The organism is Kiloniellales bacterium (genome assembly GCA_030064845.1).
In the GTDB taxonomy this organism is placed as follows: Bacteria; Pseudomonadota; Alphaproteobacteria; order Kiloniellales; family JAKSDN01; genus JASJEC01.
In genome coordinates this window covers 19,853-40,817 of record JASJEC010000086.1, presented here as the reverse complement: position 1 = coordinate 40,817, position 20,965 = coordinate 19,853, and the positions used below count along the sequence as shown (strand labels likewise).

General features: G+C 67.8%; 21 protein-coding genes, 1 pseudogene and 1 riboswitch. Of the genes and pseudogenes, 7 read left to right on the top strand and 15 right to left on the bottom strand.

What is annotated here, in order from left to right:
* Positions 1-83 precede the first annotated feature (83 nt).
* From QNJ67_20980 to folK, 3 genes and pseudogenes are all read right to left on the bottom strand, one after another.
* A complete protein-coding gene (locus QNJ67_20980) occupies positions 84-2,234 on the bottom strand; it encodes a bifunctional (p)ppGpp synthetase/guanosine-3',5'-bis(diphosphate) 3'-pyrophosphohydrolase (protein ID MDJ0611461.1) in 2,151 nt (716 codons plus the stop codon).
* A 341-nt stretch (positions 2,235-2,575) separates the two neighbouring features.
* Positions 2,576-2,836, bottom strand: a pseudogene (gene rpoZ, locus QNJ67_20975) (DNA-directed RNA polymerase subunit omega).
* A gap of 164 nt (positions 2,837-3,000) precedes the next feature.
* The gene (gene folK, locus QNJ67_20970) at positions 3,001-3,513 is read right to left on the bottom strand and encodes a 2-amino-4-hydroxy-6-hydroxymethyldihydropteridine diphosphokinase (protein MDJ0611460.1); all 513 of its coding nucleotides are present in this window, start codon (positions 3,511-3,513) and stop codon (positions 3,001-3,003) included.
* 174 nt (positions 3,514-3,687) lie between these two features.
* Between folK and QNJ67_20965 the strand changes: the two genes are divergently transcribed.
* Both QNJ67_20965 and QNJ67_20960 read left to right on the top strand, forming a co-directional pair.
* Positions 3,688-4,314, top strand: coding sequence for an NYN domain-containing protein (locus QNJ67_20965; GenBank protein MDJ0611459.1), 627 nt, complete (start codon positions 3,688-3,690; stop codon positions 4,312-4,314).
* Positions 4,315-4,329: 15 nt separating this feature from the next.
* Positions 4,330-5,010, top strand: coding sequence for a uracil-DNA glycosylase (locus QNJ67_20960; protein MDJ0611458.1), 681 nt, complete (start codon positions 4,330-4,332; stop codon positions 5,008-5,010).
* On the opposite strand, the gene smpB is transcribed toward QNJ67_20960, so the two are convergent.
* Entirely contained in the window at positions 4,991-5,455 is a 465-nt protein-coding gene (smpB, locus tag QNJ67_20955; protein MDJ0611457.1) for an SsrA-binding protein SmpB, read from the bottom strand. The two genes, QNJ67_20960 and smpB, sit on opposite strands and share 20 nt — an antisense overlap.
* Before the next feature lie 22 nt (positions 5,456-5,477).
* On the bottom strand, positions 5,478-6,353 hold the full coding sequence (dapA, locus tag QNJ67_20950; GenBank protein ID MDJ0611456.1) for a 4-hydroxy-tetrahydrodipicolinate synthase: 876 nt from the start codon (positions 6,351-6,353) through the stop codon (positions 5,478-5,480).
* A 273-nt stretch (positions 6,354-6,626) separates the two neighbouring features.
* Between dapA and QNJ67_20945 the strand changes: the two genes are divergently transcribed.
* The 4 genes from QNJ67_20945 to QNJ67_20930 all read left to right on the top strand — a co-directional run bounded on the left by QNJ67_20945 (position 6,627) and on the right by QNJ67_20930 (position 11,363).
* Positions 6,627-8,606, top strand: a complete 1,980-nt coding sequence (locus QNJ67_20945; protein MDJ0611455.1) for a lytic transglycosylase domain-containing protein — start codon at positions 6,627-6,629, stop codon at positions 8,604-8,606.
* Positions 8,607-8,768: 162 nt separating this feature from the next.
* Complete coding sequence (locus tag QNJ67_20940; GenBank protein ID MDJ0611454.1) at positions 8,769-9,455, top strand: haloacid dehalogenase type II; 687 nt, start codon at positions 8,769-8,771, stop codon at positions 9,453-9,455.
* A 10-nt stretch (positions 9,456-9,465) separates the two neighbouring features.
* On the top strand, positions 9,466-10,377 hold the full coding sequence (locus tag QNJ67_20935) for an alpha/beta hydrolase (GenBank protein ID MDJ0611453.1): 912 nt from the start codon (positions 9,466-9,468) through the stop codon (positions 10,375-10,377).
* Positions 10,374-11,363: a threonine/serine dehydratase gene (locus QNJ67_20930; GenBank protein MDJ0611452.1), complete on the top strand. Its 990-nt coding sequence runs from the start codon at positions 10,374-10,376 to the stop codon at positions 11,361-11,363. The genes QNJ67_20935 and QNJ67_20930 overlap by 4 nt, the downstream gene beginning before the upstream one ends.
* Positions 11,364-11,382: 19 nt before the next feature.
* On the opposite strand, the gene QNJ67_20925 is transcribed toward QNJ67_20930, so the two are convergent.
* The 6 genes from QNJ67_20925 to thiO all read right to left on the bottom strand — a co-directional run bounded on the left by QNJ67_20925 (position 11,383) and on the right by thiO (position 16,781).
* The gene (locus QNJ67_20925; protein ID MDJ0611451.1) at positions 11,383-11,775 is read right to left on the bottom strand and encodes a polymer-forming cytoskeletal protein; all 393 of its coding nucleotides are present in this window, start codon (positions 11,773-11,775) and stop codon (positions 11,383-11,385) included.
* Positions 11,776-11,782: 7 nt separating this feature from the next.
* Positions 11,783-13,393 (bottom strand): peptidoglycan DD-metalloendopeptidase family protein, encoded by a 1,611-nt coding sequence (locus QNJ67_20920; protein ID MDJ0611450.1) that lies wholly within the window; start codon positions 13,391-13,393, stop codon positions 11,783-11,785.
* A 522-nt stretch (positions 13,394-13,915) separates the two neighbouring features.
* On the bottom strand, positions 13,916-14,578 hold the full coding sequence (locus tag QNJ67_20915) for a thiamine phosphate synthase (GenBank protein ID MDJ0611449.1): 663 nt from the start codon (positions 14,576-14,578) through the stop codon (positions 13,916-13,918).
* Positions 14,575-15,345, bottom strand: a complete 771-nt coding sequence (locus QNJ67_20910; protein ID MDJ0611448.1) for a thiazole synthase — start codon at positions 15,343-15,345, stop codon at positions 14,575-14,577. The genes QNJ67_20915 and QNJ67_20910 overlap by 4 nt, the downstream gene beginning before the upstream one ends.
* A gap of 33 nt (positions 15,346-15,378) precedes the next feature.
* Positions 15,379-15,588: a sulfur carrier protein ThiS gene (gene thiS / locus QNJ67_20905; protein ID MDJ0611447.1), complete on the bottom strand. Its 210-nt coding sequence runs from the start codon at positions 15,586-15,588 to the stop codon at positions 15,379-15,381.
* Complete coding sequence (thiO, locus tag QNJ67_20900) at positions 15,585-16,781, bottom strand: glycine oxidase ThiO (protein MDJ0611446.1); 1,197 nt, start codon at positions 16,779-16,781, stop codon at positions 15,585-15,587. Before thiO ends, thiS begins: the two co-directional genes overlap by 4 nt.
* Positions 16,770-16,870, bottom strand: a riboswitch (TPP riboswitch). It overlaps the preceding gene by 12 nt.
* 286 nt (positions 16,871-17,156) lie before the next feature.
* Here thiO and QNJ67_20895 point away from each other — a divergent pair.
* Entirely contained in the window at positions 17,157-17,591 is a 435-nt protein-coding gene (locus tag QNJ67_20895; protein MDJ0611445.1) for a CBS domain-containing protein, read from the top strand.
* Between the two features lie 7 nt (positions 17,592-17,598).
* Here the strand turns inward: QNJ67_20895 and QNJ67_20890 are convergent, their stop codons facing one another.
* The 4 genes from QNJ67_20890 to QNJ67_20875 are packed head-to-tail and all read right to left on the bottom strand — an operon-like array spanning position 17,599 to position 20,956.
* Complete coding sequence (locus tag QNJ67_20890) at positions 17,599-18,300, bottom strand: ABC transporter ATP-binding protein (protein ID MDJ0611444.1); 702 nt, start codon at positions 18,298-18,300, stop codon at positions 17,599-17,601.
* Positions 18,300-19,049 (bottom strand): ABC transporter ATP-binding protein, encoded by a 750-nt coding sequence (locus QNJ67_20885; GenBank protein MDJ0611443.1) that lies wholly within the window; start codon positions 19,047-19,049, stop codon positions 18,300-18,302. Before QNJ67_20885 ends, QNJ67_20890 begins: the two co-directional genes overlap by 1 nt.
* Positions 19,042-20,043, bottom strand: coding sequence for a branched-chain amino acid ABC transporter permease (locus QNJ67_20880; GenBank protein ID MDJ0611442.1), 1,002 nt, complete (start codon positions 20,041-20,043; stop codon positions 19,042-19,044). The genes QNJ67_20885 and QNJ67_20880 overlap by 8 nt, the downstream gene beginning before the upstream one ends.
* Positions 20,036-20,956 carry a branched-chain amino acid ABC transporter permease gene (locus QNJ67_20875; GenBank protein ID MDJ0611441.1) on the bottom strand — a complete coding sequence of 307 codons (921 nt, stop codon included), beginning with the start codon at positions 20,954-20,956 and terminating at the stop codon, positions 20,036-20,038. Before QNJ67_20875 ends, QNJ67_20880 begins: the two co-directional genes overlap by 8 nt.
* Between the last annotated feature and the right edge of the window lie 9 nt (positions 20,957-20,965).

Here is a 20,965-nt window from a genome sequence, read left to right as displayed (position 1 = left end):
GCTGGTCTTAAAGGCGGCTCAGACCTGCCCCGGAGCCGGGACCCTGCCGCGCATCACGCCCCCCTGTCGGCAAGTTTTCCGGTTCACGCGCGCGCCCTTTCCACCGAGGTGATCACCGGCGTGGCGCGCAGGGCGGCGATGATGTTCGTGAGGTGCTTGACGTCGGAAACCTCCACGTCGATCAGCATCTCGAAGAAGTCCATGGAGCGATTGGTGATCTTCAGGTTGCTTATGTTGCCTTGGTTCTTGCCGATGATGGTCGAGACCGAGCCCAGACTGCCCGGTTCGTTGGCCAGCATGACGTGCAGCCGTCCGGTGCGCTGTGCGCCGTCCTCGTTGACGTCCCAGGCGAGGTCGACCCAGCGCTCCGGTGTCTCCTGGAAGCGCTCCAGCGTCTCGCAGTCGATCGTATGCACCGTCACGCCCTTGCCCGTCGTCACGATCCCCACGATGCGGTCGCCCGGCAGCGGGTGGCAGCAGTGGGCGTAGTGGACCGCCATGCCCGGGATCAGGCCCTTGATCGGAACCGCGTTCTCTTTCGTCTTCTTGGTCTTGGCGGCCGGCGCGCGCTTGCGGCCGAACGAGAGCAGGCCGCGCTTCTCGGCCGAGCGCACGCCGGGGAAGACCGCGACCAGCACGTCGCGGGCCGAGACGTGGCCCTGGCCCACTTCGGCGAAGAGATCGACCAGGCTGTCGCTGCCCAGCTTCTTGAGCACGCCCTCCACCGCCTTGTCGGCATACTCGTAGCCCTCCTGGCGGAAGGCCTTCTGCACCATCTCCTTGCCCAGCTCGCCGTACTGCGCGCGCTGCTCCTGGCGTACCAGGCGGCGGATCCGCGATTTCGCCTTGCCGGTGACGACGTAGGATTCCCAGTCCGGCGAGGGCCGCTGCGCCCGAGAGGTGATGATCTCCACCTGGTCGCCGTTCTTGAGCGGCGAGCGCAGGGGCAGCATGCGGCCGTTGACCTTGGCGCCGACGCAGGTGTCGCCGATCTCGGAGTGCACTGCGTAGGCGAAGTCCACCGGCGTGGCGCCGCGCGGCAGGGCGATCAGGTCGCCCTTCGGCGAGAAGCAGAAGACCTGGTCCTGGAACATCTCCATCTTGGTGTGCTCCAGGAACTCCTCCGGATTGGAGGCGTGCTCGAGGATGTCGAGGAGTTCGCGCAGCCAACGGTACTGGCGGCCGTCGATCTTGTGCGCGCCCTGCTTGTACTTCCAATGAGCCGCGACGCCGAATTCGGCCACCGCGTGCATCTCCCCGGTGCGGATCTGAACCTCGATGCGCTGCCGTTCCGGCCCGATCAGCCCGGTGTGGATCGACCGGTAGCCGTTCGGTTTCGGGGTCGAGATGTAGTCCTTGAAGCGCCCCGGGACGACCGGATAGCGGCTGTGCAGGACGCCGAGGGTCTGATAGCACTGCTCGACGTCGTCGAGCACGATCCGGAACGCCATCAGGTCGGAGAGCTGCTCGAAGGCGACGTTCTGGCGCTGCATCTTGCGCCATATCGAGTAGGGCGACTTCACCCTGCCCGAGACGGCGGCCTCGACCCCCTCCTCCGACAGCACCTCGCGCAGCTGCGACACGATACGCTCCGAGAGATCGTCACCGCTGCGCTGCAGGAAGTCTAGGCGGGCCTGGATCGATTCCCGGGCGTCGGGGTTGAGCTCGGCGAAGGCCAGGTCCTCCAGCTCGTCCTTGAACCGCTGCATGCCGATCCGCTCGGCCAGGGGGGCATAGATGTCCATGGTTTCGCGGGCGACGCGGCGGCGCTTCTCCGGCGACCGGACGCAGTGCAGGGTGCGCATGTTGTGCAGCCGGTCGGCCAGCTTGACCAGGAGGACGCGGATGTCCTCGGACATGGCCAGCACCAGCTTGCGGAAGTTCTCCGCGTGCTTGGTGTCCTCGGATTGCAGCTCGAGCTGGGACAGCTTGGTGACGCCGTCGACGAGGCGCGAGGTCCCTTCGCCGAACATGCGCTCGACGTCGTCGAGCGTGGTGTCGGTGTCCTCGACGACATCGTGCAGCAGCGCGGTGATGATCGAGCTGTCGTCGAGCTTCAGGTCGGTCAGGATCCCGGCGACTTCGATCGGATGCGAGAAGTAGGGATCGCCCGATTCGCGCTTCTGCGAACCGTGGGCCTGCATGGCGAAGACGTAGGCGCGGTTGAGCGCCTCTTCGTCGGCCCCGGGGTCATAGGACTTGACGCGTTCGACCAGTTCGAATTGCCGCATCATGATGCATCAGCCTCGCGCGGCACCCGGGCGGCGGGGCGGGATGACGGCAAAGATGGGAAACTCGATCACGGATTGGGGCCGCAGCGCCGCGGACCGCGCCAAAGGGCTTTGAGGTCCTGCGACGGTCGACTTCAGCGTCAGGCCTCTTCTTCCGGGTCCGTGGGATCCGCGACGTCGGTGAAGACCATGCCAGCCGGGATTTCCTCGCCAGACGGCGCGGCCGCCGCCTGGTCGGCGTCGCCCTGCGCTTCTTCAGCCGGCCCCTCGGTATCGCCGCCGACGGCGAGCGCGTCTGCCATTGCCAGGTTCTCTTCCTGCACGCTCAGCGGGTTGGGCACGTCGAATTCCTGCATGTCCTCTTCCGGCTCATCGACCTCGATGTGCTTCTGCAAGTTCTGGATCAGCGACTCGCCGAGGCCGCGAAGGTCGATCGTCTCGTCGGCGATCTCGCGCAGGGCCACGACCGGGTTCTTGTCGTTGTCCTTGTCGACGGTCAGAGGCGACCCGGAGGCGATGTCACGGGCCCGCTGGGCGGCCAGCATGACCAAATCGAACCTGTTCTCGATCTTCTCAACGCAATCTTCAACGGTAACTCGCGCCATGAGGCCGAAACTCCCAGAATCTGGACACAGTTTGAACACTTTACGGGATAGCGGAAATATATGATCACGCCCCGGGCGAAGCAAGGCCAAAGGGCCCGCGCCGACTAGGTTTCTGCCGGCTCCCGCGGCGCAGCGGCCAGTCCGCCTGCCGACCGAATTTCAGCCTAGCTATCGACCGGCGCGCCCTCGAGCGGCACGACCGCGTCATCGCCCTTGAAGGCCTCGGCATAGTCGAGCGCCGACCTCCCGCTGACCGGGTGCCGCCAGGCCGGCGCGAGGTCGGCCAGGGGCAGGATCACGAAGGCGCGCTCGGTCAGGCGCGGATGCGGCAGTTCGGGGCTTTCGCCCGGGGCGCTGACCAGTTCCCCGTAGGCCAGCAGATCGAGGTCCAGGACCCGCGCTTCGTTCCGGACACGCCGGACCCGGCCAAACGACTCTTCAACCTCGTGTAGAATCTCGAGCAGGTCGTCCGGCGGCAGCGCCGTCTGCAGCGCGGCAACGCCATTGACGTACCAGGGCTGATCCGACGGCGGTACCGGCGCGGACTTGAACCATCGCGAGCGGCCGAGCACGGTCACGCCCCGGCGGCCCAAGGCCGCCAAGGCGGCTTCGCAGGTTTCGCGCGGAGACCCGTGACAAGGATGAGGCAAGTTCGCGCCGATTCCGACCAGGATCACAAGACCGTTTCCTCAGTTGAATTGCCCTTGTCTATTGCAAGCGCTAACCTAGGTAAACCGACACCACCGAAAGATTTTGCAGGGCAACCTGCGAGGTGGTATTCGGAGCAATCGCCGCTAAACCGACGAAAAAAATCGGGTGGCCACATTGGGCCATTTCTAGAGAGGGTTGTGATGCATTTTTATCCTCAGGAGCGCATCGGTCTGTTTATAGACGGTGCCAACCTCTACGCAACTGCGCGGGCCTTGTCATTTGACATCGATTACAAGCGTCTTCTCGAACTCTTCACTAAGCAAGGCCGTCTAGTAAGAGCGTTTTACTACACGGCTCTGGTCGAGGACCAGGAGTATTCGCCGATCCGTCCGCTGATCGATTGGTTGGACTACAACGGCTATACCATGGTCACCAAACCGACCAAGGAGTTCACCGACGCTTCCGGTCGCCGCAAGATCAAGGGCAACATGGACATCGAGCTCGCCATCGACGTGATGGAGATGACGGATAATCTCGACCACGTGGTGCTCTTCTCGGGTGACGGCGACTTCCGCCGCCTGGTCGAAGCCGTGCAGAGAAAAGGGCGCCGAGTAACCGTCGTATCGACCGTGCGCTCTCAACCATCCATGGTTGCCGACGAACTGCGTCGGCAGGCCGATGTCTTCGTCGACCTGCTGCAACTGCAGAGCCAGATCGAACGGGAGCTGCCGGCGGATCATCCGCGCAACCGGGCCCGCGAAGAGGAGGCAGCGGACAACGCGGAAGAGTTCGACGACGACGACTACTACGAAGCCGAGACCGCCTGAGCAAGGCGCGGACCAATGGCGACGCGGACGATCCTGGCGCCAGACCAGGATTGTCCGCTCTGCCCTCGGCTATCCGCCTTTCGGGCGGCCAACAGGCAGGACCACCCAGACTTCTTCAACGCCCCCGTGCCGTCGTTCGGCGGCGGCGACGCAGGCCTGCTGATTGTCGGTCTTGCACCGGGCCTCAAAGGGGCGAACCGCACGGGCCGTCCCTTCACCGGCGACTACGCGGGCGATCTGCTCTACGCCACCCTGGAGAAGTTCGGCTTCGCCTCGGGCGGCTACGACCGCCGCCCGGACGACGGCGTTACCCTGCACGACTGCCGGATCACCAACGCGGTGCGCTGCGTGCCGCCGCAGAATAAGCCGGAGACCCTGGAAGTGCGGAACTGCCGGCACTTCCTGCAGGCCGAGCTCGGCGGGACGCCGGGGCCGCGGATCGTGCTGGCGCTCGGCGCGATCGCGCACAACGCGGTGCTCGGCGCCCTGGCGCTCCGCCGGAGCCCCTACCCCTTCGGCCACGGCGCCTGCCACGCGCTGCCGGACGGCCGCCTCCTGGCGGACAGCTATCATTGCTCGCGCTACAACACCAACACCGGGCGCCTGACGGCCGAGATGTTCGAGGCGGTCTTCGCCGAGCTGCGCCGCCGCATCGACCGGACGGAAGCCGCTGGGATCAGCCCTTCTCCCGCATGAGGCGGGCCTTCTGCCGCTGCCAGTCGCGCTGCTTTTCGGTCTCCCGCTTGTCGACCTGGCGCTTACCGCGCGCGAGCCCCAGCTCCACTTTCGCGAGTCCGCGGTTGTTGAAGTAGAGCTTCAGTGGCACGAGCGTATAGCCTTGACGCTGCACGAGGCCGATCAGGCGGCTCCGTTCCCGCCGGTGCACGAGCAGCTTGCGCGCCCGTTTCGGCTCGTGATTGAAGCGGTTCGCCGCCTCGTAGACCGGGATCTGCGCGTTGATCAGGTAGAGGTCGCCGCCTTGATCGGCCGCGTAGGCCTCGCCGATCGAGGCCCGGCCCTGGCGCAGCGACTTGACCTCGGTGCCCGTCAGGACCAGTCCGGCCTCCAGGGTATCCTCGATCTGGTAGTTGTGCCGCGCCTTGCGGTTCTGGGCGACCAGGGTTTGCCCGCTGGTTGACAAAAAGTGCTGCGTCTCCCGGCCGCTAGTTGATCAGGCCGGCGTAGACCATGGCCTCGCGCACCTTGGCTTCGGTATCCTTGGAGATCGGAATCAGCGGCTGGCGCACGATGTTCCGGCACTTGCCCAGGAGGCTGGCGGCATACTTGACCGGGCCGGGGCTGGGCTCCGAGAAGAGGGCCTCGTGCAGCGGCAGGAGCCGGTCGTTGATCTCCTGCGCGCGCTCGACGTCGCCGGCCTGCCAGGCCTCGTGCATTTCGGCCGAGAGACGCGGCGCCACGTTGCCGGTCACCGTGATGCAGCCGTGACCACCCTGGGCCAGCAGGGCGAGAGCCGTGGCATCCTCGCCGGACAGCTGACAGAAGTCCTCGCCGATGACGTGGCGTGTCTTCAGCGGCCGCGCCAGGTCGTTGGTGGCGTCCTTGACCCCGACGATGTTCGGCAGTTTGGCCAGGCGCGCCATGGTCTCGACGGACATGTCGACGATGCAGCGTCCCGGTATGTTGTAGATGATGATCGGCAAGTCGACCGCGTCGTGGATCGCCTCGTAGTGCCGAAACAAGCCTTCCTGATTCGGCTTGTTGTAGTAGGGCGTCACGATCAGGGCCGCGTCGGCGCCCGCCGACTTGGCGTGACGGGTTAGCTCGATCGCCTCCTCGGTCGAATTGGACCCGGTCCCGGCGATTACCGGTACCCGGCCCTTGGCCACCTCGACGCAGAGCGCGGTGATCCGCCTGTCCTCTTCGTGGGACAGGGTCGGCGACTCGCCGGTTGTCCCGCAGGGCACGACCCCGTGGCTGCCCTGCTCGATCTGCCAGTCGACGAAGTCCTGGAAGGCGCTTTCGTCCACGCTGCCGTTAGCGAAGGGAGTGATAAGGGCGGGGATCGATCCCCGAAACATCGGCCCGGACATGGCGCGTTTTCCCGATTCTTCTGTCTGTCGGCGGCCGGCCCCGTCCAGGACACCGGCCCCCCATTAAGCTTGAAGCCGGACCATACCTCCCGAAGGCCGCCAGCGGCAAGCGCGGCCGGGGCGCGGCCGGGAGTGTGGTTATCACACCAACACGAATGATCTAGAAGGTCGCGGACAGGGCCGGCTCGAACTGTTAACCCCCTTGGGGTAGATTACCGGCGTGTCCGAACAGCACCGAAGCTAGAGGTCATGGGGAGGCGATTGCATCCACTTTGGGGGATTTTTGTCGCAATTCTCCTGCTCATTCCGGGCATGGGGGCCGCGACCGCGCAGGCCCGCCTGCTCTCGGAGCAGGACCGCGAGCGCTATGGCCGGGCCCTCGAAGCGGTCGAGCGCGGCAGGTTCGATCAAGCCCTGGCCGAGGCCGAAAAGGGCGGGTCGCCGCTGGCCCGCAAGCTGGTCGAATGGCTGGTCTATAGCGACGCGGCCAGCGAGGCAGAGTTCGACGAGCTTGTGGCCTTTCTGGACCAGAACCCCCATTGGCCGGGCATGACCGCGCTGCGCCGGAAAGCGGAAGAGGCGATGCCGGAGGATCTTGCAGCAGCCGAGGCCCTGCTCTGGTTCGACAAGCGCCGCCCGATCTCGGCCACCGGGATTCTGCGCTACGCCGAAGCGCTGGAGGCGGCCGGCCGCAGCGAGGAGGCGACGGCCCAGATCCGCCGGGCCTGGACGCGCCACGACCTGACCGAGGCGCAGGAGCGCGCGGTCCTCCAAGGCTATCAGCCGGTCCTGCAGACGCGCGACAACGTCAACCGCCTCGACCGTCTCTTGTGGAAGCGGCGCGTCGGGCCGGCGCGCCGCCAGGCGCGCCGGGTGGGCTACGACTACGTCGCGCTGGCGGAGGCCCGGCTGCTGACCGCCCTGCGCCGCAAGGGGGCGCAGCAGGCCGTGAAGAAGGTCCCCGAAGCCCTGCGGGACGACCCCGGCCTGGTCTACGAGCGCGCCCGCTGGCATCGGCGCAAGCGGGATTACGAGGGTGTCATCGCCTACCTCGACCCGCCGCGCCCGGAAGCGCCCTATCCCAAGACCTGGTGGTCGCTGCGCCGCTGGGCGGCGCGCGAGGCGATCGAGCGGAAGGATTACGAGGTCGCCTACCGCATCGCCAGCAGTCACGGGTTCGAACGCGGGGTCGGCTACGCCGAGGGCGAATGGCTGGCCGGCTGGGTCGCCCTGAGTTTCCTCGACGACGCGAAGCTCGCCTATCAGCACTTCACCCGCCTCTACCACAACGTGACCACCGGGGTCAGCCGGGCGCGCGGCGCCTTCTGGGCCGGCGAGGCGGCAGAAGCCAAGGGCGACACGAAGTGGGTCAAGCACTGGCGACGGATCGCCGCCAACCTCTCGGCGACCTTCTACGGTCAGATGGCGGCCGAGCGGCTCGGCCAGAGGACCCTCAGGGTCGACCTGCCGGAGCCGCTGGAACCGGACGACGCGGCACACAAAAGCTTCCACCAGCGCGAGCTGGTCCGCGTTGTCCGGGTTCTGGGCGAGCTGGAGCAGGCAAATGTCCAGAAGCGCTTCTTCCTGCATCTGATCGGGCGGGCCGAAGACGCGAGCGACTACCTGCTGACCGCGCGGCTGGCGGCGGCTCAGAATCGTCCTGATCTCGCCCTGCGGACCGCCAAGGCGGCGCGCAATAAGGGCATTATCCTGCGCGAGCACCTCTATCCCGCCCCGCGCATCGAGATCGTCAAGGACCTCGATCCCAGGCTGGTCTACGCCCTGATCCGCCAGGAGAGCGGGTTCTACACGGCGGCGAAGAGCCACGCCGGGGCGCGCGGCCTGATGCAGCTCATGCCGGCGACCGCCAAGCGGGTGGCGCGCCGGCTCAAGGTCTCCTACGACCGGCGCAAGCTGACCGAGGACCCGGACTTCAACCTCCGCCTGGGTCAGGCCTACATCAAGACGCTGCTGGAGCGTTTCGACGGCTCCTACATCCTCGCCTTGGCCGGCTACAACGCCGGACCCAAGCGTGTCGACGAGTGGCTCGCGGAGAACGGCGATCCGCGCGACCCGGATGTCGATCCGATCGAGTGGATCGAGCGCATTCCCTTCTCGGAAACCCGGAACTACGTGCAGCGCGTGCTCGAGTCCGTTCCCGTCTACAACGCCCGCCTGGCGGCCGAGGAGCTGGCCATCCGTCCAGAGTGGATCGACGCGCCCTATCAGGGCGCCCTCTAGAACGCCCGCCAGGCGGCTTGCCGGGCCTGGCGCCACGACCGGTATCGTGCCGGCCCGGGCGGGGCACTTTCCGATTGCCTTCCAGGGCTGGAGACGCATTCTTGAGCAGCCGCGCCGGTGATCCGAGGATCGGGCCGGCGGGATTGCGAGGACGGGACAGGGATGAGTAATCCGGCTTTCTCAGACATCGGCGCCTGCGTCTTCGACGCCTACGGGACGCTGTTCGATGTCCACTCGGCCGTGGCCCGCGGCGGCGGCGCGCTCGGCCAGAAGGCCCAGGCCGTGTCGGATCTCTGGCGTCAGAAGCAGCTGGAGTACACCTGGTTGCGCAGCCTGATGGGGGCCCACGCGGACTTCTGGCAGGTCACGGAGGAGGCCCTGGCATTCGCCCTCCAGGCCCACGCGGCCGAGGATCCGGCGCTTCAGGCGCGGCTCATGGAACTCTACCTGACGCTCGACGCCTACGATGACGTTTCGGACTGCCTGGACCGCTTGCGCGCAGGCGGCAAGGCGACCGCGATCCTTTCCAACGGGTCGCCACGCATGCTCGAGGCGGCCGTCACCTCCGCCGGGATCGCCGGTCTGCTGGACCACTGCCTGTCGATCGAGTCCGTCGGCGTCTACAAGCCCGACGGACGCGTCTATCAGTTCGCGGTAGACCAGCTGGCGGTTCCGGGCGAACGAATCGCCTTCATCTCGACCAACGCCTGGGACGCCTCCGGGGCGGCGCATTTCGGCTTCCGGGTCGCGTGGATGAACCGTTTCAACAAGCAGCCCGACCGTCTGCCGGGGACGTTCTCGGCCATCATCCACTCTCTGGCAGACCTGCCGCCCCTGCTGGGCCTCTGACCGGCGCGCCATGACGGACGAGGCACCAGAATACCGCGAACGATGGGTGACCGCCCAGGACGGTCTGCGGCTCTATCTGCGCGACTACGGGTCGCCGCAGGCGCCGGGGACGCCGGTGCTCTGCCTCGGCGGCCTCGTGCGCAATTCCAAGGACTACCACACCCTGGCCAGGCGCCTGGCGGCGCACCGCCGTGTGCTCTGCCCGGATTACCGCGGCCGAGGCCTCTCCGACCGCGATCCGGATTGGCGCAACTACCGGGCCGAGGTCTACGCCGCCGATATCCTGCAGATCCTGTTCGCTTCAGGCGTACACGGCGTGGTCGTCTGCGGCACCTCGCTGGGCGGCATTATCGCCATGGGTCTCTCCGTGCTGGCGCCCACCATGCTGTCCGGGGCGATCCTGAACGATATCGGCCCGGAGGTGGACCTCGACGGCATGGACCGGATCTTGGTCTACGTGGAGCGCGAGCAGATCGTGGACGACTGGGACAGCGCCGTGGTCCACGTCAAGGAGCTCTACGCGCAGTTCTCGCTCAACAGCGAGGAGAAGTGGCGGCACTTCGCGGAGGCCACCTTCCGGCGCAAGGAGGACGGCCGCCTGCATCAGGACTGGGACCCCGCGATTGCCCATGCGCTGCGCAAGACGCGCAACGGGCTGCCCGACCTCTGGCCCTACTTCCGGGGACTGCGTCATCTGCCGGTGCTCGCGATCCGCGGCATGCTGTCGGATATCCTGAAACAGGACACCTTCGACCGCATGGCGGAGGAGAAGCCGGACCTGATCCGGCTCGCCGTCGAGGGCGTCGGCCATACGCCCGCTCTGGATGAAGAGCCGGCGCTGCCCGAGATCGAACGCTACCTGGATCTGGTCGATGCCGGTCACGCCGGGGCGGCGATGAAGACCGGGACCGGAACGGCATGAACGAGGATCGCGGGACGGCGCCTGGTTTCGCCGAGATCGAAGCCGCCGCGCGGCGGCTGGCGGGCGTCGCCGAGGAGACCCCCCTGCTCCGCTCCGCCGCCCTCGACGAGCTGGCCGGTGCCGAGGTGCTGCTCAAGCCCGAGATGCTGCAGCGTACGGGCTCCTTCAAGTTCCGCGGCGCATACAACCGGATCGCGCAACTCTCCGAAGCGGAGCGCTCGGCCGGCGTCGTCGCCTTCTCTTCGGGCAACCACGCCCAGGGCGTGGCCGCCGCCGCCGCGCTGCTGGACACGCCGGCGACGATCGTGATGCCGGCCGACGCCCCCGCGATCAAGATCGAGAACACGCGGGGCTACGGTGCCGAGGTGCTGTGCTACGACCGCTACCGCCAGGAGCGCGAAGCGGTCGCCGCCGAGATCGTCGCCGAGCGCGGCGCGACCCTTGTCCGGCCCTACGACGACCGGGACATCATCGCCGGCCAGGGCACCTGCGGCCTGGAGATCGCCCGCCAGGCGGAGCACCAGGGCGGCGCCGTGGACCTGCTGCTGGTGTGCTGCGGCGGCGGCGGTCTGGTCTCGGGCATCGCCCTGGCGTTCGGCGAGCTGAGCCCGGCAACCGAGATATTCGCGGTCGAGCCGGCGGGCTTCGACGACACGGCGCGCTCGCTCGCCGCCGGCGAGAGGCTCGGGAACGACCCCGAGGCCCGCTCGTTCTGCGACGCCCTGCTCGCGGCGCGGCCCGGCGCCGTGACCTTCGAGATCAACCGTCAGCGGCTGGCCGGGGGTCTCGTGGTCAGCGACGCCGAGGTCGCCCAGGCCATGGCCTTTGCCTTTCGCGTCCTGAAACTGGTGGTCGAGCCGGGCGGCGCCGTTGCCCTCGCGGCACTGCTGAGCGGCAAGGCCCGCGCCCGCGGGAAGCGGGTCGGCGTTGTGCTATCGGGCGGAAACGTGGACCCGGAGACCTTCTGCGCCGCGATCGGCCGCTGAACCGCGGCCCAGGCGCGGGCTAGGCCTCGTCCGCTGCGCTGAAGTCGGCGTCCGCGCCGGCGACCGCCGCCAGCTTGGCGGCCGGCTCGGTCTTGGCCTGTCGGCGTTTCAGATTGCCTTCCACGGTCGCGCCCATCTCGATCTCGAGGCTTTCGTGGATCACGTCGCCAGTGACCTTCGCGCTCTTGGTCAGAACGACGTTCTCGGCCGAGAGCTCGCCGACCACCGCACCCGAAATGCGCAGCTGCTTGGCCGAGATCGAACCCTCTACCTTGGCGTTCTCGCCGATGGTCAGCGAATCGCTGTCGACGTCCCCGATCAGGGTGCCGTCGAGTTGGATGTCTCCCTTGGTGATCAGGTTGCCGTTGATGACCAGATCGGCACCGATGATCGAAGGCGTAGCTGCCGGCATAGCGCTGTTATCCTTTGAAGACGTGTTTTCCAGCCTGGAGGAACTTCATGGGATCGAGGGGCTTGCCTCTCAGCTGCACCTCGTAGTGGACGTGCGGGCCCGTGCTGCGCCCGGAGCTGCCCAGCAGGCCGATTTTCTCGCGGTGCCCGACCTTCTGGCCGACCTTGACCAGGATCTTCCTGAGATGGGCGTAGCGGGTCCGGATGCCGTGACCATGGTCGACCACGATCACGCGACCGAAGCGGCCCTTCCAACCGGCGAAGACGACCTTGCCCGGCGCCGTGACCATCACCGGGGTGCGCATCGGCGCCGCGAGGTCGAGGCCGTAGTGCCTGGAGACTCGCCCGTTCACCGGGTCGCGCCGCTTGCCGAAGGTGCTGGTGATGCGGAACTGGTCCAGGGGCGAGGTCAAGGGGATGCTGCGGACGACCTCCTGAAGACCCTCCCAGCGGTCCATCTGCAGGTCGAGCATAGCGATCGAAGCCTGGAGCGAGTGGAGCGGATCCTGCTCGACAACGAAATCGCCCGGAATGAAGGGGCCGCCCTGGCCACTGACTTGGCTCTCTCCGCCCGCGCTGGCGAGCAGCGATTCGATGTCCAGGCCGGTCATGGCCACGGTCTGCTCGAAGGCGTCGATCGACACCAGGGTGCGCTCCGACAGGCGGTCGACGATCGATTGCTGGGTCTCGCGCATGTCGACCAGGCGCTGTTCAAGGCCCGCGATGCGGGTCTGCAGTTCGTTGCGCTCGACGACCACCTGGTCGCTGCGGTCGCGCATCGCGGCGAGCGCCTCTTCGAGACTCACGATTTGGGCGTTCAGGCCTCCGGTCGTCAGGTCGGCCTGGGTGACCTGGCGCTCGAGCTCGGCGACCTGCTCGGTCAGAGCCCCGCGCTCCTCGATCAGCTCGTCGCGCTCACTCGAGGTCTCGGTCAGCTGCTGGCCGAGGTCTTCCATGGCGGAGGACAGCTGGTTGTTCTCCTGGCTGACCTCGGCGATCTCCTTGTCGGTCCGGTTCAGGTCGCGCACCAGGCGGCGGCGCGCCTCCTCGAGGCCGCGCAGCTCCGCGTCATCCGGCGCGAGGACCGCCGACAGCTTGGACAGCCTGTCCTCGAGCTCGGCGGTCCCGCCGAGGGTCTGCGACAGCTCGGTCTGGAAGGTATCGAGACGGCGGCGCAGCCCTTCGCGCGCCAGCAGGATCCGCGCCCGCTCGCTCTGGGATTCGCGCAGCTCGCTGCGCAGCGAGGACAGCTCGTCGAAGGCCTCCTCGCCCCGGGCCAGGAGCGACAGCAGGTAGTCCTGGTTCTCCTCGAGGTTGCGCGTGATCTGCGTGAATTCCTCGTGGTAATCCGAGACCTCGCTCAGCAGGTCGACGTAGGCCAGACGCTGGCGCTCGATCTCGGTCTCCTTGCCGGAGACGATGGTCTGGTGGAAGGCGACCGTGAGACTGGAAAAGGCGATCCATACGAAGGCCACGGTCAACATGGCCGCCGCGGAGATCTGCAGCTTTCGGGATATCCGGAGGTAGCGAACCCGCCCGTCCGACCTCAGGAAGAGTTCACGCTCGACGAACAAGCGATCGGACAGATTGGCTACTCTCTGTTGAAGGCTGTGGCTCACAAGGTTCGTCCTCTTCTCATGCTTCGGCCACCCCTTCTGGGCGGCGGCCTTGCCGTCACCGCTGGTTGGGCGTCGTGGTCGGTCCGACTTCTTGGGCTTGCCTTTCGTTGGCGAAGAGGACATCGGTGCAACCCCCGCGGTAAAGCTCAACAGCCTGATTATTCAACCGCTGACGGCGGCCGGGGCGGGCGTTGCCAGTGCACCGCGCGCCTGACCGCGTTTTCCAGTTGTTTCCGGCGGTTAGCCTATTGATGGCGGGCGTCTCAAGCAAGCGGTTACGAAGCTCTGCTGTCATTCGGAACACGCTCAACTCGTCCTCGTTCCCTGGGTGTGATCCCAGTAAAAGCATAGAGTTATAAAAATTGATTAACCTCTTTTCCCCAACGACAGGGCCACGAAATTGACACACCCGTCGCTTTTGAAACGGTCAACCGAGGCCTGCCGGAAAAGCGACTCCGGATTCCGCCGGCGCGCGGCCCTGAACCGGTCGGCGGCGGCGACCGAGGGAGACCTTGGTTAACTCTATCTTAAGTTGCCGCTTTCGGCGAGACTCGACCGCTCTCGATAGCCCTCTACCTGCTCCAGCAGGGCCGCGACGGCCCGGCCCGGCGAGTCTTGCGCCATCACCGAGCCGATAACCGCGAGACCCGCGGCCCCTGCCTCCAGGCAGGCGGCGGCGTTGCCGGCGGCAATCCCGCCCAGGGCCACGATCGGCAGCCGCGACCGCCGGGTCAGCTCCCGCAGGCCTTCGAGTCCCGCCGTCGGGCCGTAACCGGGCTTGCTGAGGCTGGGGAACACAGGACTGAAGGTGACGTAGTCGGCGCCACCCTTCGCAGCTGCCTGGGCCTCCGTGTCGTCGTGAGCGGACAGGCCGATCAGCGCCGTCGGGCCGAGGGCCAGCCGCGCCGCGGCCGCGTCGCCCGACCGGTCGAGGTGTAGGCCCCGCGCAGCTCGGGCGGCCGCCCCGACGCCGTGGCCGTGCACCGTCACCAAGGCGTTCGAACCCTCGGCCAGCGCCGTCAGCCGCCGAAGCAAGGCGAGGCGCTCGGGCTCGGGCAGATCCTTGTCGCGCAGGCTGAGCCAGCGGCAGCCGGCCGCAAAGATCTCCTCGGCGACCGCCTCGAGCGGGCGTTTCGCCGCCCGCCGGTCCGTGATCACCAGCAGCGGCGGGTCCGGCAGTCTCACGTTCCGATCAGCCCGAGCTGGGGGCTGGAGGGATCGGCGTATGCGCGCCTCGGGATCCGCCCGGCCAGCCGGGCCGCCCTACCCGCTTCGACGGCCTTGCGCATCGCCCCGGCCATTCGAACCGGGTCGTGGGCCCGCGAAACCGCGGTGTTGAGCATGACGGCGTCGCAGCCGAGCTCCATCGCCAGCGCCGCGTCGGAAGCGGTGCCCACGCCGGCGTCCAGGATCACCGGCACGGGGCTGCGCTGGACGACCAGCTCGATGTTGTAGGGGTTGCATATCCCCATGCCCGAGCCGATCGGCGAGCCCAGGGGCATGACGGCGGCGCAGCCGATGTCGGCCAGGGTCTGGCAGACCACCGGGTCGTCGGTGCAGTAGGGCAGCACGGTGAAGCCGTCCTTAACCAGGAGCTCCGCCGCCTCGATCAGCTGGGCTACGTCGGGATAGAGCGTCTCGCGGTCGCCGATCAGCTCGAGCTTGACCCAGTCGGTTTCCAGCGCCTCGCGCGCCAGCTGCGCGGTCAGCACCGCGTCGCGCACGGTCGCGCAGCCCGAGGTGTTCGGCAGCAGGACGTAGCGGTCGCCGAGCAGGTCGACGAGGGACTCCGCGTAGCCTTCGAGGCTGATGCGGCGGATCGAGGCGGTCACCACCTCGGCCCCGCTCGCCCCGAGCGAGTCCAGCAGCACCTGCTGGTTGGAGAAATGCCCGCTGCCCATGATGAGGCGGGATTCAAAGCTACGGTCACCGATCTTAAGCGGATCCGACATGGCTGGCACTCTTCGCGTATCCAGGCGGGGACCTCATCCCCCGGAGAAAGGCTTAACGATCTCGATCCTGTCGCCGTCGGCCAGCGCCGTATCGGGCCAGGCCCGGCGCGGCACCACGGCACCGTTGCGCGCAACGGCTAGGCCGGCGCGCTCCGTCTCCAGCCGCTCGTCCCGCAGCAGCTCGAGGACCGTCGCCGCGCGCAGCGTCCTGGTCTCGCCGTTCACGGTGATCGTCCCGCTCACGATGAGGCCCCCGCCACCCGCGCGACCGGCGACCCTCCGGCCGGGTCCGCGAAGCGTTCGGCGCCAAAGGGCAGCAGCGCGTCGGCGATCTCGCCGGTCAGGACGTAGCGGCTGACCGCGTCGGCGGTAACCGGCGCCAGGAGGATACCGTTGCGGTGATGGCCGGTCGCGATCACCAGGCCCTCCAGGGCGCTGGGCCCCAGGATCGGCGCGTCGTCGCGGCTCGTCGGCCGGTGGCCGACCCAGATCTCCTCGACCGGCAGCTCCTCGATCGCCGGCACCGCACGCCAGGCAGCCTCGAGCAGGGCGAACAGCCCGCCGGCCGTCAGCCGGTCGTCGAAGCCTTTCTCCTCGACCGTGGCGCCGACGATCAGGCGCCCGTCGCGGCGGGGCACGAGGTAGATCCCCGGCGCCCAGAGCACGTGATGAAGAAGCGGCGCCGCTGGGTCCATGGCGAGCGCCAGCATCTGGCCCTTGACCGGCCGCACCGGCGGTCGAAGGTGCTCGGGCAGGCCCGCGAGATCGCGCGACCAGGCGCCCGCGGCGAGCACAACGAGATCGGCAGGAACCGAATGGTTCTCGAGGCTTACGCCGCGAACCCTGCCGCCCGCGTGATCCAGGCCGGTAACCGGGGCCCGCTCGTGGAGCCGGCCGCCGGCGCGAGAAAAGGCGGTCTTCAGCGCCTCCGCCAAGGCGCGGTTGTCGACCTGGTGATCGCGCGGCGAGAAGACCCCGGCGGTGGTACCGGGTACCAGATAGGGCTCGCGGCGGCGCGCCTCGCGGCCCGAGAGCCAGTGCAGCTCGACCCCGAGCCCGGTCTGAAACTCGAAGGACGAGCGCAGGCGGGCGGCGTCGTCCCGGTTGAGCGCGACCACCAGAGTGCCTTCGTCTCGGTAGCCGATGTTCCGGCCCGAAGCCTGCTCCAGATCGCTGGCGAAACCAGGCCAGAGCTCCTGGCTCCAGCGGGTCAGCGCGAGCAGGGCCTCCTCGCCCGGCTCGGTCTCAACCCCAGCGGCGAGCATGCCGGCCGCCGCCCAGGTCGCGCCGCGCCCCGCCTCGCCACGGTCGAAGACCTCGACCGGGCACCCGGCCTCGGCCAGGCGCCAGCCGATGCCGAGGCCGGCCACGCCGCCGCCGATGATCGCCACGCGCGGGCGGTCTGTTCGCTTGGATGAGGATAGCTTCGCGTTCACGAGGCTCCCTTCGCTGGCATAATCCAGATCAGGTTCAATGGGTGTGTTCTCAGCCGGCACGAAAGCGCTCGGCACCCCAGCCATTGTGGTAAAAAGGGTACACCAAGTAACGCGCTCAAAGAAAGCGCCTCGGATAAGCCCCTACAAAGGCCCGGGCTTTGGTATTACACTCTAGGTTTGTCGCAATGCGGTCGGGTTCAAGCGGGACGCCCTCGACGACCGAACATTTGCGGCCATAAGACCTGGTTTCGACCGGCGCCGCGCCGGCCCAGGCGCCGCCCGCGTCCGAAACCAGAACAGCCACGTCGGGCCTGCGGGGCGGCGTGCGATATCGCACCCCGCCAGGGCCCGGCCGCCGGGAAAGGAGGCCAGGCCATGAAGGTGCGTGATTTGTTGACCGCTAAGGGAGACGAGGTCGCGACGACCAGTTCGGACGCGACCATCGAAACGGTTCTGCACAGGCTGAAGTTGGAAGGGGTCGGCGCGCTCGTAGTAAGCGACGACGGTCGGTCGGCCGCGGGCATCATCTCCGAGCGGGATATCGTCCGAGGCCTGCCCGAGCACGGCGCGGCCCTGCTGCAGATGAAGGTCGCCGACCTGATGACCACCGACGTCAAGACCTGCGGCCCGGACGCGAGCGTCGAGGAGATCATGGGTGAGATGACCCGTAGCCGGATCCGGCACCTGCCGGTCATGGCGGAAGGCAAGCTCGCCGGTATCGTCAGCATCGGCGACGTGGTGAAGAACCGGCTCGAGGAGCTGGAGACCGAGACCCACGTCCTGCGCGACTACATCGTCGGCAGGGCCTGACGGCCGCTCAGACGCCGAGGTATCGCTGCGCGACCGCGGGTTCGGCCCGCAGGGCGCTGGAATCGCCGGACCAGACCACCCTGCCCTTCTCCATGATGTAGTGGCGGTCCGCGAGCGCGCAGAGATCGGCCAGGTTCTTGTCGATCACCAGGATCGACTGCCCCTCGGCCTTGAGCCGACGGAGACAGGCCCAGATCTCCTGGCGGACCAGCGGCGCCAGGCCCTCTGTCGCCTCGTCCAGGATCAGCAGCGCTGGATTGGTCATGAGCGCCCGGCCGATCGCGAGCATCTGCTGTTCGCCGCCGGAGAGCGTGCGGCCGAATTGCGCCGCGCGCTCCTTCAGGCGGGGGAAGAGGCCGTAGACCCGCTCCTCGGTCCAGGCGCGCCGGCCGTCCGGCCCGGGCCGCGCCGTCGCCACCAGGTTCTCGTGGACGGTCAGCGTGGGGAACACTTGGCGCCCCTCCGGCACCAGCCCGAGACCGCGCTGCGCCGCCCGGTGGCTCGGCAGACGGTCGAGGCGGTCCCCCAGGAAGGTGACCGTGCCGGCGATCGGCCGCAGCATCTGCAGGATCGCCTTCACGGTGGTGGTCTTTCCCATGCCGTTGCGGCCCATCAAGGTCACGACCTCGCCCGCGCCGACCGCCAGATCGACCCCGAAGAGGACCTGGCTGCGGCCGTAGCCGGCCTCGAGCCCTTCGACGGCGAGGATCATGCCGGCTCCCCAAGATAGGCTTCCCGCACGGCCGGGTCGGCGCGCACGGCGGCTGGCGGGCCGCTCGCGATGACCCGGCCGTAGACCAGCACGGTGATGCGGTCGGCCAGTGCGAAGACGGCGTCCATGTCGTGCTCGACCAGCAGCATGGCGGCCCGCGATTTGAGCGTGCGCAGGAGCTCGACCATCCGTGCGGTGTCGGCACCGCCCATCCCCGCCATGGGCTCGTCGAGCAGCAGCAGTTTCGGCTCAACCGCGAGCGCCATGGCAATCTCCAGGAGGCGGTGCTCGCCGTGGGACAGGATCGCGGCCGGCGCGCTGGCCCGGGCACCGAGACCGACCCGTTCCAGCATCTCGCGCGCCGGCTCGCGCAGCGCCGGATCGCGGCGCGCCGGGCGCCAGAACCGGAAGCTCCGGCCGCTGCGCGCCTGGATCGCGAGAGCGACGTTGTCCTCGGCGGAAAAGCTTGGAAAGATCGAGGTGATCTGGAAGCTGCGCGCCAGGCCGAGCCGGGCCCGCCGGTGGCTCGCCAAGGCTGTCACGTCCCGGCCGTGGAACCAGATCCGGCCCTCGTCGGGCGCGATTTCACCGGCGAGTTGGGCGATCAGCGTCGTCTTGCCGGCGCCGTTCGGCCCGATGACCGCGTGAATCTCTTGCGCAGCGACCTCGAGCGACAGGGAATCGCTGGCGCGGATCGCGCCGAAGCTCTTGCTGAGGCCTTCGACCCGAAGAACCGGCTCAGCCATGACCGCCCCGCCGTCCGGCCAGCCAGCCGTGCAGGCCGCCCCGGGCGAAGAGCACGACCAGCAGCAGCAGCGGCCCGAAGACCGCCATCCAATGCTCGGTGTAGGAAGAGATGACCGTCTCGAGAAAGACAAAGGCGGCGGCGCCGAGCACCGGCCCGATCAGCGACCCCATGCCGCCGAGTATGACCATGACCAGGATCTCGCCCGAGCGGGTCCAGGCGAGGAGCGCCGGCGATACGAATCCGTCCAGGTCGACCATGAGGCTGCCCGCCAAGGCGCCGCCGACGGCCGAGATGACGAAGCAGCAGAGGCGGTAGGGATAGGGATCGAAGCCGAGAGAGCGCAGTCGGGCCTCGTTCTGCCTGGCCGCCTGAATCACCATGCCGAAGCGGGAGTCCACGAGGCGCTTGCAGACGCCGAGATAGACCAGTAGCAGCGAGAGGCAGACGAAGTAGAAGGCGAGATCGGATTCCAGCTCGGCCCCGAACAGGCGGCCGCGCTGGAACAGGGAGAGGCCGTCCTCGCCGCCGTAGCGCTGAAACGAGATGAAGAGATAGAACAGCATCTGGGCGAAGGCGAGCGTGATCATGATGAAGTAGACGCCACTGGTGCGCAGGCAGAGCGCGCCGATCACGAGCGCGGCCGGCACCGCGACCGCCACGGCGCCGAACCAGAAAACCAGGACCTGGTCGCTCCCCGGCAGGGTGAGCGGCCAGGTCAAGACCGCGCTGCCCTCGAAGGCATGGAACGAGAGGGCACCGGTCACGTAGCCGCCAATGCCGAAGAACGCGGCGTGGCCGAGGGACACCATGCCGCCGTAACCGAGGATCAGGTTGAGGCTGACCGCCGCCAGCGCGAAGATCACGACCCTGCTGAGCAGCCCGATGTAGTAGGGCTCGTCGAACGCCGCGGCGATCAGCGGCGCCGCCACGAGAGCGGCGACAACGACGGCGGCGACGGTGGTCGGCCGATCGAGCCGAGCACCTCTAGCCATTGGCCGGGAACAGTCCCCTGGGGCGCAGGACCAGGACCAGCGCCATCAGGATGTAGATCGCCATGGAGGCCAGGGAGGCCCCGACGCCGTTGGCGGCTGACGGGTCCATGAAGAGGCCGAAGAGACTGGGCAGAAAGGCGCGTCCCAGGGTATCGACCAGGCCGACCAGCAGCGCCGCGATCAGCGCGCCCTTGATCGAGCCGATGCCGCCGATGACGATGACGACGAAAGTCAGGATGAGGATGCCCTCGCCCATACCGACCTCGACCGACTGAAGCGGCCCGATCAACGCGCCGGCCAGACCGGCCAGCATCGCGCCGAGCGCGAAGACCAGGGTGTAGAGAAGACGAATGTCGACGCCCATGGCGGCGACGATCTCCCGCGACGTCGCGCCGGCGCGAATCAGCATGCCGAGACGCGTCTTGCCGATCAGGAGATAGAGCAGGAGCGCGACCGCCGCGCCGACCAGAATGATCGCCAGGCGATAGGCCGGATAGGGCGCACCGGGAATGATCTCGACCGACCCCGAGAGCCAATGCGGAATGGTCAGGTAGAGCGGCTGCGCGCCCCAGAGCATCTTCGCCGCTTCGTTGAAGAACAAAATCAGGCCGAAGGTCGCGAGCACCTGGTCCAGGTGATCGCGGTCGTAGAGCCGCCGCAAGGCGACGATCTCGACGGCGGCGCCGACCAGGGCCGCGGCCGGCAGCGCGGCGAGCAGACCGAGCAGAAAGGATCCGGTCCAGTCGGTCACGCTCGCGCAGACGTAGGCACCGACCATGTAGAGGGACCCGTGGGCCAGGTTGATCAGGTTCATGATGCCGAAGACCAGCGTCAGGCCGGCCGCCATGAGAAACAGCATCATGCCGAACTGGAGACCGTTCAGGATCTGTTCGGCAAGCAGCAGCCAGGACATGGGGGACGG